This is a genomic window from Pseudodesulfovibrio karagichevae, assembly GCF_041414475.1.
Lineage (GTDB): Bacteria > Desulfobacterota > Desulfovibrionia > Desulfovibrionales > Desulfovibrionaceae > Pseudodesulfovibrio > Pseudodesulfovibrio karagichevae.
On sequence record NZ_JBGLYH010000009.1, the window covers coordinates 72,616 to 89,138 of the forward strand.

13 protein-coding genes are annotated in these 16,523 nt (G+C 66.4%); 11 read left to right on the forward strand and 2 right to left on the reverse strand.

The window, feature by feature from the left end; translation table 11 throughout:
- Positions 1–131: 131 nt before the first annotated feature.
- The 11 genes from AB6M95_RS05285 (at position 132) to truA (ending at position 13,002) form a co-directional block, all read left to right on the forward strand.
- The gene (locus AB6M95_RS05285; protein ID WP_371385694.1) at positions 132–1,376 is read left to right on the forward strand and encodes an ABC transporter substrate-binding protein; all 1,245 of its coding nucleotides are present in this window, start codon (positions 132–134) and stop codon (positions 1,374–1,376) included.
- Positions 1,373–3,946, forward strand: a complete 2,574-nt coding sequence (locus AB6M95_RS05290; protein WP_371385695.1) for an EAL domain-containing protein — start codon at positions 1,373–1,375, stop codon at positions 3,944–3,946. The genes AB6M95_RS05285 and AB6M95_RS05290 overlap by 4 nt, the downstream gene beginning before the upstream one ends.
- Before the next feature lie 28 nt (positions 3,947–3,974).
- A complete protein-coding gene (nhaA, locus tag AB6M95_RS05295) occupies positions 3,975–5,321 on the forward strand; it encodes a Na+/H+ antiporter NhaA (protein WP_371385696.1) in 1,347 nt (448 codons plus the stop codon).
- Between the two features lie 98 nt (positions 5,322–5,419).
- Positions 5,420–6,154: a hypothetical protein gene (locus AB6M95_RS05300; protein WP_371385697.1), complete on the forward strand. Its 735-nt coding sequence runs from the start codon at positions 5,420–5,422 to the stop codon at positions 6,152–6,154.
- A 13-nt stretch (positions 6,155–6,167) separates the two neighbouring features.
- Positions 6,168–7,547 (forward strand): cobyrinic acid a,c-diamide synthase CobB, encoded by a 1,380-nt coding sequence (locus tag AB6M95_RS05305; protein WP_371385698.1) that lies wholly within the window; start codon positions 6,168–6,170, stop codon positions 7,545–7,547.
- Positions 7,548–7,941: 394 nt separating this feature from the next.
- The gene (gene dinB / locus AB6M95_RS05310) at positions 7,942–9,129 is read left to right on the forward strand and encodes a DNA polymerase IV (protein ID WP_371385699.1); all 1,188 of its coding nucleotides are present in this window, start codon (positions 7,942–7,944) and stop codon (positions 9,127–9,129) included.
- 166 nt (positions 9,130–9,295) lie between these two features.
- Positions 9,296–10,540 carry a hypothetical protein gene (locus AB6M95_RS05315; RefSeq protein ID WP_371385700.1) on the forward strand — a complete coding sequence of 415 codons (1,245 nt, stop codon included), beginning with the start codon at positions 9,296–9,298 and terminating at the stop codon, positions 10,538–10,540.
- A gap of 82 nt (positions 10,541–10,622) precedes the next feature.
- Entirely contained in the window at positions 10,623–10,796 is a 174-nt protein-coding gene (locus tag AB6M95_RS05320) for a hypothetical protein (protein WP_371385701.1), read from the forward strand.
- A gap of 38 nt (positions 10,797–10,834) precedes the next feature.
- Entirely contained in the window at positions 10,835–11,275 is a 441-nt protein-coding gene (fliJ, locus tag AB6M95_RS05325; RefSeq protein WP_371385702.1) for a flagellar export protein FliJ, read from the forward strand.
- Positions 11,199–11,906 (forward strand): MotE family protein, encoded by a 708-nt coding sequence (locus tag AB6M95_RS05330; protein WP_371385703.1) that lies wholly within the window; start codon positions 11,199–11,201, stop codon positions 11,904–11,906. The genes fliJ and AB6M95_RS05330 overlap by 77 nt, the downstream gene beginning before the upstream one ends.
- Before the next feature lie 355 nt (positions 11,907–12,261).
- Positions 12,262–13,002 carry a tRNA pseudouridine(38-40) synthase TruA gene (gene truA, locus AB6M95_RS05335; protein WP_371385704.1) on the forward strand — a complete coding sequence of 247 codons (741 nt, stop codon included), beginning with the start codon at positions 12,262–12,264 and terminating at the stop codon, positions 13,000–13,002.
- Here truA and AB6M95_RS05340 read toward each other — a convergent pair.
- Together AB6M95_RS05340 and AB6M95_RS05345 are read right to left on the reverse strand one after the other, a co-directional pair.
- Positions 12,999–14,900: a flagellar assembly protein A gene (locus AB6M95_RS05340; protein WP_371385705.1), complete on the reverse strand. Its 1,902-nt coding sequence runs from the start codon at positions 14,898–14,900 to the stop codon at positions 12,999–13,001. The two genes, truA and AB6M95_RS05340, sit on opposite strands and share 4 nt — an antisense overlap.
- A 138-nt stretch (positions 14,901–15,038) precedes the next feature.
- Positions 15,039–16,301 (reverse strand): BPL-N domain-containing protein, encoded by a 1,263-nt coding sequence (locus AB6M95_RS05345; protein ID WP_371385706.1) that lies wholly within the window; start codon positions 16,299–16,301, stop codon positions 15,039–15,041.
- Positions 16,302–16,523 lie beyond the last annotated feature (222 nt).

A 16,523-nucleotide genomic window follows, 5' to 3' on the forward strand; every position in this document is an offset into this window, starting at 1 on the left:
CCTTTTCCCCCGGCTTTCGCGCTTCTTTCCCCCGCCTCCGGCCCGCTCCGGGCCCGCTTTTACAAGCTGGAGAACTCCGCGCGGCGGTTGCACTTTCTCTTCAGGAATGGCATGACTCAACCGTGGATAAAATGAGGATAATACCGCCTGCCGTCGTGCTGCTCGCGTTGCTCGTTGCCCTGCCGCTCGCCCCGACCTCGGCCAAGGCCCAGGGGGAGCGGGAGCTGGTCTTCGGCATGTCCGCCGCCTTCACCGGGGCCAACGGGGAACTGGGCATCGAGTATTACCGAGGCCTCATGGCCTACCTCGACTACTACAACGCCCGTGTCGGGGAGGGCGGCCGGACCATCCGGGTGGAGCCCGCCAACGACGGCTACAACCCCGGCCCCTGCTTCCAGAACACGGTCAACTTCATCGTCCGGGACGACGTCTTCGCCCTGGCCGCCTACGTGGGCACGCCCACGGCCACCCACGTCCTCCCCCTGTTGCAGAAGTTCGAGGACCGGCACATATACATGCTCTTTCCCTTCACCGGGGCGCAGCCCCTGCGCGACGACCCCTTCGGCAAGTACGTCTTCAACCTGCGGGCTTCCTATTTCGACGAGACCAGGGTCCTGGTGAGCCGCCTGCTGGCCGTGGGCCGTGGCCGCATCGGGGTCTTCTACCAGTCCGACGCCTACGGCCGTACCGGCTGGGACGGCGTGCGCCGCGCCCTGGCCGCCCAGGGCCGGCACATCGTGTCCGAGGCCGCCTACCACCGTGGGGCCGCCTTCAGCCGGGACTTCTCCCTGGAGGCCCGACACCTCATGGATGCGGGCGTGGACGCCATCATCGTGGTCGGGACCTACGCCTCGCAGGCGGCCTTCATCCGCGACGCCCGCAACGCGGGGTGCGACCTGCCCATCGCCGGGCTGTCCTTCACGGACAGCGACAAGATGCTCGACCTGCTCAAGGCCGAAAGCGAGCGCACGGGCAGGGACTACACCGCCGACCTGATCCAGTCCCAGGTGGTCCCGAGCTACGAGGAGACCGGCCTGCCCGGCGTGCGCCTCTACCGCGAGATCATGGGCAACTACGAGGGGGGCCTCGTGCCCTCGGGCGGGGAGGCGTATTCCCCGCGCCGCTACAGCTTCGTCAGCTTCGAGGGCTTCCTGAACGGCAGGCTTCTGGGCGAGATGGTCCGGCGCATGGGCGACGCCCCGTCCAGGGAGCGCATCCCCGAGGTCCTGGAGTCCATCCGTGACTTCGACCTGGGCATCGGGGTGGACGCGCACTTCGGCCCGGACCGGCACCAGGGGCTCGACGCCGTCTACCTGACCACCGTGCGGGACGGCCATTTCCGGTCCATCGACAGCTGGGAGAAGTGGCGCAAATGAAGGCCCCCAAGCTGTTCGTCAAGCCGCTGCTGTTCATGGTCGTGATCTTCGGCATGATCGCGGTGGTCACCTCCATGACCTTTTCCAACCAGCTCCGGCGCGAGATGACCCGCGAATACGAGTCCAAGGCCCTGGCCCTGGCCCGGTCCGTGGCCGAGTCCGACATTGCCACCATCCTGAGCCAGGATGCGGGCGCGCTCCAGGGCCGCATCGACCAGTACCTGACCATCAACGCGGTCTCCTACGTGCTGGTGGCCGACGAGAACGGTAACGTCCTGGCCCACACCTTCGTGCCGTTCATCCCGGATCAGATCATGCGCCTGGTGGCCGAAACCCCCCATGTGGAGAACCGCGAGGAGCACCTCCTGCGCGACGTGGTCCTGGACGGCAAGCGCTACCTGCACGTGTCCAGCCCCATCCTGTCCGGCCTGGCCGGGGACGTGCACATCGGCATGGACTACGCGGTCATCGACCGGAACATCCACGAGGCCGTGCTCGAACAGCAGGTGGTCATGCTCATCCTTTTCGGGGCCAGCCTGCTGCTCGTCTTCCTGTTCGTGGTCAACATCTCCAAGCCGCTCCGCCTGCTGACCGAGTACGCGGGCCGGGTGGCGGTCAAGGATTTCGGCACGGTGCCCGAGATCAACTCCACCGACGAGGTGGGCCAGCTGGCCAAGGCCATGGAGGCCATGACCGGCCAGATATCCGAACTGGTCGGCAGCCTGGAGGACCGGGTCCGGCAGAAGACCCACGAGCTCAAGGAGGCCCGCGACGCGCTCCGGCAGAAGGTCGAGGAGCGCACCAGCGAGCTGATGCGCACCAACACCCAGCTCAAGATCGAGATCGCCGAGCGCAAGGTCATCGGCGACGCCCTGCGCAAGGCCGAGAAGAAGTACCGGACCATCTTCGAGAACGCGGTGGAGGGCATCTACCAGTCCTCCTACTCGGGCCGGTTCCAGGACACCAACCCGGCCCTGGCGCGCATCCTCGGCTACAAGTCGCCCGAGGACCTGATGAGCTCGGTCTACGACATCGGCACCCAGATGTACGTGGACCCCGACCGGCGCAAGGAGTTCCTGCGCCTCATCGAGGAGCGCAACGAGGTCAAGAATTTCGTGTCCAAGATGCGCAAGCGCGACGGCCGGATCATCTGGGTCGCGGAAAACGCGCGCAAGATCGTGGACGAGAGCGGCAACATCGTCTGCTTCGAGGGGTCCATCGAGGACATCACCATGCGCAAGAAGGCCGAGGACCAGCTCAAGCGCCAGGCCTTCCACGACCCGCTCACCGGCCTGCCCAACCGCGCCCTGTTCCTGGACCACCTGCGCATGGCCATGGAGCGCTCGCGGCGGCGCAAGCACATGTTCGCGGTCCTGTACATGGACCTGGACCGCTTCAAGGTGGTCAACGATTCGCTGGGCCATGACGCGGGCGACGAGCTCCTGCGCGGGGTGGCCCGCGTGCTGGAGCAGTGCGGCCGGTCCGTGGACACCATCGCCCGGTTCGGCGGCGACGAGTTCGCCATTTTACAGGAAGAGATCTCCGCGCCCAAGGACGCCATCGCCATCGCCCGGCGCATCCTCGAAGGCGTGCGCCAGCCGTTCACCATCGGCGGCAACGAGGTCTTCACCTCGGCGTCCCTGGGCATCGTCCTCAAGACCGACGGCTACGACCGGCCCGAGGCCCTGCTGCGCGACGCGGACACGGCCATGTACCGCGCCAAGGAGCTCGGCAAATCGCGCTTCAAGGTCTTCAACCGCAAGATGCATGACCAGGCCCTCCAGCTCATGGAGCTGGAGACCGACCTGCGGCGCGCCGTGGACCTGCGCGAGTTCGAGGTGGTCTACCAGCCCATCGTCCAGCTGGACACCCGGCAGGTCTGCGGGTTCGAGGCCCTGGTCCGCTGGCGCCACCCCGAGCACGGCATCATCGGCCCCGGCGACTTCATCTCGCTGGCCGAGGACACCGGCCTGATCTACGCCATCGACAACCTCGTCCTGGAGGAGGCCTGCGCCCAGGTCAAGCGCTGGCAGACCATGGCCGGAGTGGCCAAGGGCAGCGACCTGACCGTGAACATCAACATTTCGGGCAAGCATTTCGGCCAGTCCATGCTGGCCGGTCAGATTGGCCGCGCCCTGGAGAACTCGGGGCTGTCCGCCGACTCCCTGAACATCGAGATCACCGAGTCCGCCCTCATGGACAACCCCTCCGTGGCCGAGGAGATCCTTTTGCAGCTCAAGGATCTCGGCATCCATATCTGCATCGATGACTTCGGCACGGGCTACTCCTCCCTGTCCTACCTGCAGCGGTTCCCCATCGACGTGGTCAAGGTGGACCGCTCCTTCATCGTCGCCGTGGACACGGACCAGGACAGCCAGGCCATCGTGCGCACGGTCTTCTCGCTGGGCGAATCCATGGGGCTCAAGATCGTGGCCGAGGGCGTGGAGACGTCGGGCCAGCTCGGCTTCCTGGAGCGGGAAGGGTGCCGCTTCGTGCAGGGATATTTCTTCTACAAGCCGCTGACCGTGTCCGAGGTGGACCACCTCCTGGAGGGGCAGCGGCGCGGCTGAAGCGCGGACGGATAACCGGAGATACATCATGGCGATACGCGATTTCATGGCCTGCGGAGTGGAGCCCATCGAACAGGTGCTCATGCCGTTCCAGGAGTTCTTCCGCTCCAAGTCCACCAGCGGCATCCTGCTCATCGCCAGCGCCCTGGCCGCGCTCGTCTGGGCCAACTCCCCCTGGGCCGCTTCCTACGACGCCCTGTGGCGGACCGAATTCACCGTGGGCTTCGGCGCGGCCGCCCTGTCCAAGCCGGTCATTCTGTGGGTCAACGACGGGCTCATGGCCCTGTTCTTCTTCGTGGTCGGGTTGGAGATCAAGCGCGAGTTCCTGGTGGGCGAGCTCTCCTCGCGCAGCCAGGCCGTGCTGCCCATCGCCGCGGCCATCGGCGGCATGGTCGTGCCCGCGGCCCTCTTCGCCCTGGTCAACCGGGGCGAGCCGTCCATCTCGGGCTGGGGCATCCCCATGGCCACGGACATCGCCTTCGCCCTGGGCATCCTGGCCCTGCTCGGCGACCGCGTGCCCTACCAGATCAAGATATTCCTGACCGCCGTGGCCATCGTGGACGACATCGGCTCCATCCTGGTCATCGCCCTGTTCTACACGGCGGACATATCCTTCACCATGCTCGGCCTGGGCGCTGTCTGCCTGGCCCTGGCCTTCACGGCCAACCGCATGGGCGTGCGCACCCCGGTCTTCTACGCCCTGGCGGGCTGCCTGCTGTGGTTCTTCGTGCTCAAGTCCGGGGTCCACTCCACGGTGGCGGGCGTGCTCATGGCCTTCGCCATCCCGGCCCGCACCCGGTGCGACGCCGCGGCCTATTCGGTCAACGCGGGCCGCCTGCTCGAGGACTACCGCGAGGCGGCCGGGCCGGACGAGTCGGTCCTGACCAACCAGGACATGCACTCGGCGCTCTTGTCCATGCAGCACATCACCACCCGCGCCCAGACCCCGCTGCAGCGCCTCGAACACGGCCTGCACCCCCTGGTGGACTATGTGGTCATGCCGGTTTTCGCCCTGGCCAATGCGGGCGTGAGTCTGACCGGCGGCATCCCGGCCCCGGCCGTTCCGGCGGCCCTGGGCACGGCGCTGGGTCTGGTCGTGGGCAAGCCCGTGGGCATCGTGCTCATGGTCCTGTTCATCGTCCGGCTCTCCGAGGGCTACCCGCGCGGCGTGACGCTCCGGCACTTCCTCGGGGCGGGGTTGCTCGGGGGCATCGGCTTCACCATGTCCCTGTTCATCGCCACCCTGGCCTTCGGCCACGCGCCGGCCCTGCTCGCCGGGGCCAAGACCGCCGTGCTCGGTGCGTCCGTGGTCGCGGGCATCGCCGGTTACCTGGTCCTGCGCTCGGCTCCGGCGCGGAAGCCGCCCGCCGGGTAGAACGCTTCCTATCGGGCTTGATCCGGTGTATCGTCACACGGAGAGCGCGGCCGACTTTTTCAGCAACCCCCAAGGCATCGGACGAGAACGAGCGGACAATGATGAGTGAACAAGGATTGATCGAGGGCGTCTTTTCCATCGAGCGCATGGCCAAGATCGGCACGGGCACCACGGCCCGGCGGGTCAAGCAGACGGCCCTGTATTACGTCAGGGAAACGGAAGGCGACAACATAGAGCTTCAGGGATTGAACAACAAGCACGTGCCCTTCGGGCCGGTGGAGACGATCACCAAGGACGAGCTGCTGGCCGACTACCTGCCCATGCCCCAGCTCTTCAAGGAGGTGGTCGGCAACCTGCGCGCGGTCCAGAAGTCCGTGGCCCGGGGCGACAAGTTCCGCAAGCGCGGCGAGAACTTCACGGCCGAATACGAGTACGCCAACGCCCTGAACCTGGACGAGCAGAACGTGCGCGCCAACTTCGGCATCGGCCTGTGCCTCCTGGCCCGTGACGAGGAGGACAAGGCCAAGAAGGTCTTCGACCGCATCCTCGGCCTGGACACCGCCTTTTCCGATGACCACAAGCATTTGTTCAACGAGTACGGCATCGCCCTGCGCAAGAAGAAGCTCTTCGGCCAGGCCGTGGACTACTACCGCCGCGCCCTGGAACTGTCGAACGACGACGAGAACCTGTGGTACAACCTGGCCCGCGCCCAGTACGAGCGCCAGGAATGGGCGGCCTGCGCCGAGGCCGTGGCCAAGTGCCTGGACCTGGACCCGCTGCACGAGGAAGGGCGCAAGATGATGGAATACCTGACCAGAAAGGGCCTGGTCTAGGCCGGGAGAGCGCATGGGCACGGTCAGGGCATTCGTCATCGCCGGGACGCACAGCGGGTGCGGCAAGACCTCCATCTCGCTGGGGCTGATGGCCTCCCTGTCGCGCCGGGGGATCAGGGTCCAGCCCTTCAAGTGCGGGCCGGACTTCATCGACCCCGGCCACCACGCTCTGGCCTGCGCCCGTGACGGCCGCCCCGTGCCCAGCCACAACCTCGACGGCTGGATGCTCGGCGAGCCCGCCAACCTGGACATTTTCAACCGCTACGCGGCGGACAGCGACGTGGCCGTGATCGAAGGGGTCATGGGGCTGTTCGACGGCATCTCCGGCACCGGCGACGCCGGGTCCACGGCCCAGATGGCCAAGATACTCGGCCTGCCCGTCATCCTGGTGGTGGACGCCCGGTCCATGGCCCGGTCCGCCGCCGCCTTGGTCATGGGCTACGCCGACTTCGACCCCGAGGTGACCATCGCCGGGGTGATCTTCAACCGCGTGGGTAGCCCGGCCCACGCCGAACTGCTGCGCGAGGCCATGACCCTGGTGCCCGACGTGCCCGTGCTCGGCTGCCTCGGGCGCGACGAGGACATCTCCACCCCCTCGCGCCACCTCGGCCTGGTCACCCCGGACCAGGACGGCCCGGACCTGTCCCGCTACCAGCGGCTGGCCGACTGGGTGGAGACCGGGCTGGACCCGGACACGCTCCTGGCCTCCGTGCCCGAGGTGGAGGCCGTGGCCCCGTTCGAGCCCGTGCCCCGGCTGCCCAAGGTGACCATCGGCCTGGCCCGGGACAACGCCTTCTGCTTCTACTACGAGGAGAACCTTCGGCTGCTGCGCGAGGCGGGCGCCCGCCTGGTGGAGTTCTCGCCCCTGCACGACACCCGCCTGCCCGAGCACCTGGACGGCCTGTACCTCGGCGGCGGCTACCCCGAACTCTACGCCTTCGAACTCGGCCAGAACACGCGCATCCGCCGCGAGATCAAGGAGTTCTGCGAGTCCGGCCGCCCGGTCTACGCCGAATGCGGCGGGTTCATGCTGCTCATGAACGACATCGTCACCGGCCGGGGCCGCTACGCCATGGCCGGGGTCTACCCGGTGCGCGCCGAGATGGGCGAGAAGTTCCGCGCCCTGGGCTACCGCGAAATCCTCACCCGCGAGGCCACCACCCTCGGCCCGGAAGGGACCACGGCCCGTGGCCATGAGTTCCACTATTCCTCCATCCAGGAACACCCCTTGGAAAACCTGCATCCGGTGTATGCATTGAGCGGCCGCAAGGGCCCCCTCGATACGCCGGAGGGCTTTGTTACCTGGAACACCTTGGGGTCCTACGTGCACCTTCATTTCGGGTCCAATCCGGAAATCCCGCGAGCGTTCGTACAGGCGTGCCAGAACGCCTAGCTCCTTAAGCGGCTTCCGATAGCGGGCCATCTGCACATTTTTCGAGGGCCCGCCTGATCCTCACGTACTGGGGTACGCTGCGGTCAGGCGGACCCTCGAAAAATGCACAGCTGACCCACTCTCGAAAGCCTTGTGCGAGCGCGGGGGGGAGCCGCTGTCGGGTGGCTGCGCCCCCCGAATCGCTCCAAGGGAAAGATCGGGCCTTCGACTCCAAGATGGGGCGGAGGCTTTTTTGTGACCACGCCCCGCGAAGCGGCGATAAAAAGTTTGGAAGGGGGAGTCCAGAGGGGGAAACTTTTTCAAAAGTTTCCCCCTCTGGCCGCCGGAGGCATCCCGGGTGCATCCCGGAGGCCGCCCCTTGCGGGGCGGGGCGGGACCGGGTAAAATTATAAAGATGCGCACCTGGATTCTACATATCGACATGGACGCGTTTTTCGCGTCCGTGGAGCAGATGGACAACCCGGAGTTGAAGGGCAAGCCCGTGGCCGTGGGCGGGACGTCGGACCGCAGCGTGGTCTCGGCGGCCAGCTACGAGGTGCGCAAGTACGGGGTACGTTCGGCCATGTCCGTGGTCAAGGCGCGCAAGCTGTGCCCGGAGATCATCATGGTGCCGGGGCGCATGGGGCGGTACAAGGAGATTTCGCAGCTGGCCATGGGCGTGCTCCGGGAGTTTTCGCCCACGGTGGAGCAGGCCAGCGTGGACGAGGCGTATCTGGACGGCACCGGGCTGGAGCGGCTGTTCGGGCCCATCGACGAGGTCGGGCGGCGGATCAAGGCGCGCATGCGGGAGGTCACCGGGCTGACCTGTTCGGTGGGCGCGGCCCCGGTGCGGTTTCTGGCCAAGATCGCCTCGGATCTGGACAAGCCCGACGGCATGTACATCGTCCGCCACGAGGAGGTCGCGGAGTTCCTGCGGACCCTGCCCGTGGGCAAGATTCCGGGGGTGGGGGCCAAGCTCCTGGACGTGCTCAAGCGGCTGGGCGTGCGCACCTGCGGCGACCTGCTGCTCAAGCCCGGCGAGTATTGGGAGGAGCGGCTGGGCAAGTACGGCTCGGCGCTCTATGACCGGGCGCGCGGCATCGACCCCACGCCGGTCACGCCCCACGAGGCGTCCAAGAGCTGCAGCGCGGAGAACACCTTCCGTGAGGACACCACGGACCGGACCCTGCTCAGGAAGTGGCTCCTGTCCCAGTCCGAGCGGGTGGGCGAGGACCTGCGCCGCCACGGGTACAAGGGGCGGACCGTGACCCTGAAGATCAAGTATTCGGATTTCAGCCAGATCACCCGGTCCAGGAGCCTGGACGGGCGCACGGACAACACCGGGGTCATCTACGAGACGGCCTGCGGGCTGCTGGAGCAGGTGAAGCTGCCCCGGTCTGTGCGGCTCATCGGGGTGGGGGTGTCCAATTTCGAGGCCCGGGCCCGGCAGGTGACCCTGTTCGAGGAGGCCCCGGCCCGCAAGGAGGCCACCAGCGAACTGGATAAGGCCGTGGACGAGGTCCGGCGCAAGTTCGGCGGCACGGCCGTGACCCGCATGGAACTGTTGGACTTCAGGAAAAAGCCAACCAATTCGGAGGATTGATCCGGCCGGGGGGTCCGGCTTGCCAAACAGGGTGAACGTTATTACATCTAAGAGAGTAGGGATGAACAAAATGGCCCGCTGTCCGGCGGGTGCAAACGAAAGATAACCAATCGTAAAACTTATGGAAAATAAAAGACAGCCCCGAATCCGGGGCAATTGGGCCCTTGTGCTTGCGTTGCTCGCGTTGTGCCTGTTCGCCATGCCCGCCATGGCCGAGGAGGAGCCCAAGGGGCTCATGGACGTGAAGCTTTCCGTCAAGCCTACGCCCCTGGCCGGGGACGTGGAAAAGGGCATCTCCCATCTTTTCGGCGTGCTCGAGGACAAGGACAAACCGTTGTCCGTGGCCGAGATCCAGCCCATGCTCGACTTCGTGGTCAACGTGGACGCGGACCCCAAGGACATCGAGCCGGCCAAACGGTTCGGCGGCCGGGCCATCTGCCTGCGCCGCGACGTGTCCACGGACCTGACGCGCATCCTCAAGTTCTTCTACAACCCCGACATCCCCAACTATCTGCTCTGTCCGGCGGTTCTGCGCATGTCCGGCTGGCACAAGGGCAGCGAGTTCCTGTCCCGGCCCAGGGGGCTGTGGGAGGAGCTGCCCGGCCTGACCGCCGACAAGCCGGTGGTCGTCCGGGGCCGAGAGTACGAGGAGACCACGCCCGATTCCTTTGCCGAGGCCTACTACGGCTACGACCTGAACCGGCTGATGATCCTGGTCAAGTACCAGGGCAAGAACGTGCTCATCTCCGTGTCCCAGCAGGACGGCAAGTCCGAGGTGGGCCGCAAGGGCGCCATCCTGGACGACACGCGTTGGGATTACTTCTATTCCGGCCAGGAGGGCCTCAACCGGGGCATGATCGGCTGGATGGACACCTTCACCTACGCCTCGGGCTCGGTCCAGGTGTTCGTGGAGCAGGACGCGGCCGCGCCGCGCAGCACGGTATTCCTGTTCAAGTGGCTCAAGGCCGGTTGGGCGGGCATGAACGTGGTCCAGCGCTCGCACATCTATGACGGTACCCTGCGCTACGTGCGCAGCTTCGCCAAGGTGGTCGAGTCCCCGGACCTGACCCCCGAGTTCATGGCCGAGGGCCTCAAGAGCGTCCTGACCATGCCGGACAGCCGCATGAACGGCCTGATCAAGGAATACGCCCGCAACTTCGAGGCCCGCTTCAAGGACGATCCCAAGCTCCAGGACAGCGACTACGCCAAGGTCATCCGCGACGGCGGGTATGCCGAGGTCCTGGACGAGAAGGACCGCCGCTCGGTGCTGGCGCTGGAAAAGCTCAAGTCCATGCTCGGCATGGAGACCCTGGTCACCCTGGGCGACGACACCCCGCAGCCCGTGGCCCAGGCGCCGCAGGCGGGCGAGGCCGTGGAAGTGGCTCAGCACGAGGCCGTGCCCGGCAGCTAGCCAGCGGCCCGGATACACGCTATATTGACGGCGCGCCGAAGCATCGGCGCGCCGTTTTCATTCTGCCGAAAGGAGAGGTCCTATGCTCGTTCACGTGGATGACGCCAAATTCCTGTTCTGTCCGCTGCTCATGACCCACGACGACAAGATGAAGATGTGCCAGGTGGCCCAGTGCATGATGTGGCGCTGGGTGGACCGCGAAAAGGGCACCGGCTACTGCGGCATGGCGGGCAAACCCGCCGGGGCCGAGGGCTAGCCTGCCGCGTCAACCCTCCGTCAGGACAAACACAGGTCATGCCCAAACCGTTCCATTTCAAGCTCGACAAGGTGCTCGATTATCGCGAGCAGCTGGAAGAGCAGGCCAAGGGCGCCCTGGCCCGTGCCCAGGCGGCCCGCGACGCCCAGGCCGAGAAGCTGGCCGGGCTCGAGGCCCGGCTCGCGGCGCATCTGGCCGCCGAGGCCGAGTCGCGCACCTCGGCCAACGACATGTGGCTGTGGCGGCAGTACAAGGACGCCCTGTCCCAGGACATCTCCATAGCCAGGGTGAACCTGAACAGTTTGGAACTCAAATTGCAAAGATCCCGCACGGAAGCCGTGGAACGGTCCAAGGACAAGAAGCTTCTGGAGAAGCTCAAGCAAACGCAAGCCAAGAGGCACCATGACCAAGAAAACGCCCGCGAAGAAAAGGAAAACGACGAAATGTCAACGATCCGGTTCGAGCCTCACGATCACTAAGGTTCTGCTCAGCCTCGTTTTCCTGGCCCTGTTGAAGCTGGCCGTGTTCGGCCTGTTGAGCGTCGATTCCCTGACGCTCAAGGCGGTCCAGACGGTGCTGCCCGACGTGCTCTCCGGCCAGACAGCCGAGGCCCAGACCAACGCGGCCTCCACCACGCCCATCGCCGACAAGGCCAACTCCGCAGCCAACCAGGCGGCCAAACAGGAGGCGGCCAAGGACCAGGCCGCGGCCAAGGCCCGGACCGAGGCGGACATGCCCGCCGAATGGAAGGCCCTGAAGAAGAAAGAGGAGGAGCTGGCCATCAAGGAGCGGACCCTCAAGGAGATGGAGGCGTCCATCAAGGCCGAGGCCGTCAAGGTCCAGAAGCTCCACGACGAGATCAAGTCCATGCTCGACGAGGCCAAGCAGGTCAAGGACCAGCGCGTCAAGCAGCTTGTCGACATGCTCTCCAACACCAAGGCCAAGAAGGCCGCCGAAATCCTGCAGTCCATGGACGACGTCCTGGCCGTCAAGGTCCTGTCCGGCATGCGCGGCAGACAGGCGGGCGAAATCCTCTCCTTCGTGGAGTCCAAGAAGGCGGCCAAGCTTTCCGAAGAGCTGACCAAGCTGCAGATTCCCTTCGGCCAATAGGCCGGACGCGACAACGAATCCCACAAGCGGGCGGTCTTCGGGCCGTCCGCTTTTTTGTCGGGGTGGATGTAAATCAGGTAGGGAAGGCCGCTTCGCGGCGGTTGACGGGTGACTTCGCCTTGATTCGCCCCGTCCTGGGGCTCACCCCTTCGGGGCGCCGGGAAGACCGGCGTCCAAATCCGCTGTCCTGCGGATTTGTCGGCGGGCAGCGCCAGCTCCAGGCGAGCCTCCAAGGCTTGGAGATGGCGACGGCAGCGATAGGGTTCGCACCCTTGCATCCCATTTTGCGCCTTCGGCGCGGGGTGGTGTTTTGCTTTCATTGAACTGCGGGGCCGGTTCACGTATAGCAAGGCCCATGACGCGCATTCGACTGACCGTGGCCTACGAGGGGACCGAATTTTGCGGCTGGCAGGTGCAGCCCGCCGACCGCACCGTGCAGGGCGAGCTGGAGCGGGCGCTTTTGACCATCCTGGGGAGCGAGGTCCGCGTGCACGGCTCCGGCCGTACCGACTCCGGGGTCCACGCCCTGGGCCAGGTGGTCCATTTCGATACCCCGGACGACCGCCCCGAATTCCCGTGGCAACGCAGCTTGAACGCCATCCTGCCGCGCGACGTGCGCGTGCTCGACGCCTCGCCGGTATCCGGCGACTTCCATGCCCGGTACGGGGCCAAAGCCAAGACCTACGAATACTGCCTGTGGCACGAGCGGGAGTTCTGCCTGCCCCAGCGCCGCCGCTTCGTCTGGAACTGCGGCCCGGTGGACTTCGCGCGCATGGAGGCGGCCGCCGGGGTGCTCATGGGCGAGCACGACTTCGCGGCCTTTCAGAACGTGGGCACGGATGTGGGGTCCACGGTGCGGACCGTCACCGATATCTCGCGCCACGACGGACTGACCGCGCACGAATCGGTCTGGCGGTTCACGGCGGACGGGTTCCTCAAGCAGATGGTCCGCAACCTGGTGGGTTGTCTGGTGGCCTGCGGGCGGGGGAAACTTTCGGTCGGCGAGGTGCGGGCCATTCTGGATTCCGGCGACCGGACCCTGGCCCCGGCCACGGTGCCGCCCCAGGGGCTGACCCTGATCCGGGTGGAGTACTAGCGCAAGGCGATGTCGCGCTTTTCCACGTCCCAGTAGAAGGTCGAGGCCTCGAGGCGCTTTTCGACCTTTTTCCTGTGCTTGCCGAAGGTGATCATGGTGCCGGGGTGGACGAATTTCTTCACCTTCACGGTCACGCCCTGCATCTCCTCCTGGTGGCGCAGCAGCAGCCGGTGGATCTTCCCGCTCAGGGATTCGCGCCGCAGGACCAGCGCCTCGCGGTGCTTGATGACCTCGAACAGGGCCGGGCGCTTGGACTCCGGGGTGCGCGCCAGGAGCACCTCGGGCGGTTCGGTGCCCAGGGTGGCCTCGATCTTCTTGATGGCCTGGACCACCCGGCTGCGTTCCTCGCGCAGCTTCTCGTCCTCGGCCTCCTCGACGATGATGCCCACGGTCGTGGCCACGCCCAGCTCGGAGCCGAGCTCGTTGACCTCGATGCCCCGGCGGGCCAGGATCACGCCGCCCTGGACCGTGCCCTTGCCGGACAGGGCGATGAGCCTGCCGCCCGTGCGGATGACCGAATTCTGGATTTCGTTGGCGATGACCACGTCGTGCTTGGCCCGGATGCGCGCGCCCACGGCGTAGTTGGCGATGACCCGGCCGTCGCTGACGATCTCGCCGCCGTCGGGCATGAGGATGCCGCCCTTGACCTCCACCAGGCCGCCCGCATAGACCGTGGCGCTCTCGATGGACCCCTCCACCAGGACGTGCTGCGGGGCCGAGACCGAGAACCCGGCCTGGATCGAGCCCAGGACCTTGATCGAGCCGTGCTCGACCTTCACATTGCCCGAGTTGAGGTCCACGTTGCCCTGGACCACCAGGCACTGGGTCACGGACAGGGTGTTCTGCTCCATGACCGCCACGCCTTGCGCCTTGGAGGAATAGGTCACGCCGTCGTTCTGGAGCAAGACGTTCTCGCCCAGGTGTATCTTGAGCTCCCGGCCTGCGTGGGGCGGGATGGTCTTGCCGTAGATGTCGATGCCGCCCTCGCCAGCGGTGGGCGGGTGGAGCCTGGCGATGATCTGCCCGGTGTGGACCATGGGGTAGACGCCCCGGTTGCGGAAATCCAGGCGGCCCGCAGCGTCCTCGGTGCCGGTCTCCTCGCGGGTGGCCACCAGGGACTCCAGCCAGCCGTCGCGGCCCGGCACCGGATGCGCGCCCTTGACCAGGACCTGGTTGGGCAGGGGCATGTTCATGTCCGCCGCCTGCCTGAGCTTGGCGGCCAGCGCCTCCAGGTCCACGGGGATGAGCACGCCCATGTCGCGCAGTTCCTTTTCGATGCGCGCCGGGGTGATGGGCCGGCCCAGAAAATCCTTGTGGTAGATGGTGCCCACGACCTCGACCTCGTCGTGGGTGATGTGGGCCACCGGGGTCACGGAGACCACGTTGTCGTGGATGTGGGCCATGCCCCAGACCTGGGAGTAGTATGCCTCGGCGGACGCGTCCCAGGCCACGTTTTCGCCTATCTCGACCTTGACGGGCTTGGGCGTGAAGGTGCCGCTGGGCTGGATCGCGCGCCCGTCGATGGATTCGCCGACGCTGGCCTTGGTTTCCGGGCGGAAGCGCAGGAACCGGTCTTCCGGGAACACGGGAAACTGGAGGTCCCCCAGGGGAGCCAGGGTGGCCTCCCTGGGCTCGCGGGGCGGGATGCCCCGGACCAGGGTGATGCCCCGGAACTCGCCCCCGGTCTTGACCGCCTCGACGATGCGCCTGGCGGCGTCCTCGTCCACGGGCAACCGGACCCCGCAGGCGGCCACCTGGGCCTTGAGCAGGGCCACGCTCGGCTCCGCCCCGCCGTTGGGCGGGAAGTACCGGTTCACGCCCAGCTTCATGCCGTCTTCGGACATGGCGAAGCGGAAGACCGCTTCGGGACACGTTTTCAGGCTTTCTTCATCCGTCATGGCGCACCGCTTTTGCATGATGAATGGAATAAAGGGAGCCCGGCCGATCCGTTTCGGTCAGGACCACACCTTTTGTTACATATATCACATCGGCCAGTCACCTGGCAATCGGCGGGAAAAACGGCAATACGGGAATCTCTATGTATTTCGCGGAGGTGACAGCCGCCAGTAGAGCTCTTCGAGCATGGCGGCCAAGTCGGCGTATATGCCGCCCGGCTCCGGGGGCAGGCCGAACAGGGCCCGGCGCTGTTCCCGGAGGCCCTCCTTGGAGACCGCGCCCGAGTCCGAGTGGAACACGGTCATGGCCAGCCGCTCGGCCAGGAGGTAGCCGGTCAGCCCGTTGCCGAGCAGGTCCATGAGCACCCGGAAGCGGTCGCGGTGCTCCTCCCAGAAATTCAGCGCCGCGTCGTTCGGTTCGGCGGCCAGGGATTCGCAGATGAGCGAGTACAGGGTGTTCACGCCCGCGCCGGGGATGCCGCGCCGCCAGCCCAGCAGCCAGGGGTTGCGCCAGAAGAGCAGGAAATGTTCGGACCCGGTGCGGATGATCTCCTCCATGATCCGGCGGGCGCGGATGAGCACCGCGTCCTCCCAGACGATCTTGCGGGCGGCCACGTCCCAGGCCGGGACCGGGCCGCGCGCGGCCACGGCGGATTCGGGCTCGTGGAGCACCTGGCCGAGGATGTGCGCGAGCCAGCGGTTGGCCTGGGCTGAGGCGGGCGTCTCCAGGTGGGCGTAACTCAGGATGACGCGCCCCTGCCCGAACTCGTTGGCGGCCACGGCGGGCGTACCCTCCATGAAGTCCGGATTCAGGTTCACGCCGTACAGGGCCTCCCAGTCGGCCATGGTCCCCTTGGGCAGGGTGGCCAGGTTGAGGTCCGCCACCCAGAAGTCCGGGCCGGGCTTGCCGTAGCGGGCCAGCACCCGGACCGACGGGTCCGCAGGGTCGAACCGGCCCGGCCACCAGACCGGGAGCAGGGCCTCGTCCATGCCGTCCGGGACCAGCTCGCTGGCCGTGTCCAGCCGGGCGTGAACGTGGCCCGAGAGAAAGTGGTGCAGGCGGTTGCGGTAGCCCTTGCGCGACCAGGGCGAGAGCCCCAACCCGTAGGGGCCGGAAAGGGCCATCCCGGCCCCGCCGCAGAAACCGAGATAGGTGCCGCCGGTGCGCACGTATTCGCGGACCGCGTCCATGCCTTGTTCGCCCAGACGGTCGGCCTTGCCCTTGGCCCGGCCGCCGGGCACGAGCAGCGCAGCCGGGACCTCGCCGAACTTGCCAGAGAGCGCGCCTTCGGCTATTTCTGAGCCGCGCACCAGCCGGTGGGGCACGCCCCAGGCGGTCAGTGCCCGGGCGGCCAGTAGCCCCCAGAAGTGCGATTCGTCCCAATATATATGTATGCTTGACATATGCGGCGCTCTTGACAAGTGTAGTCCGACGCTATCAAGCGAGGGCGTCAACCGCAAGAAAAATGGAATGATACTACGGTGTTTCCGACACCGTCCGAATACAAAACCAGACCCCCCGTAACCGGTCCGGACTCCGCCGAAGGCGGCGCAAAAAGTTTAGGAAGGGAAGGGGGATGGGGGTCCGGGGGAAGGGGGAAGGGAAAGCCCTTTACAAAGGGTTTC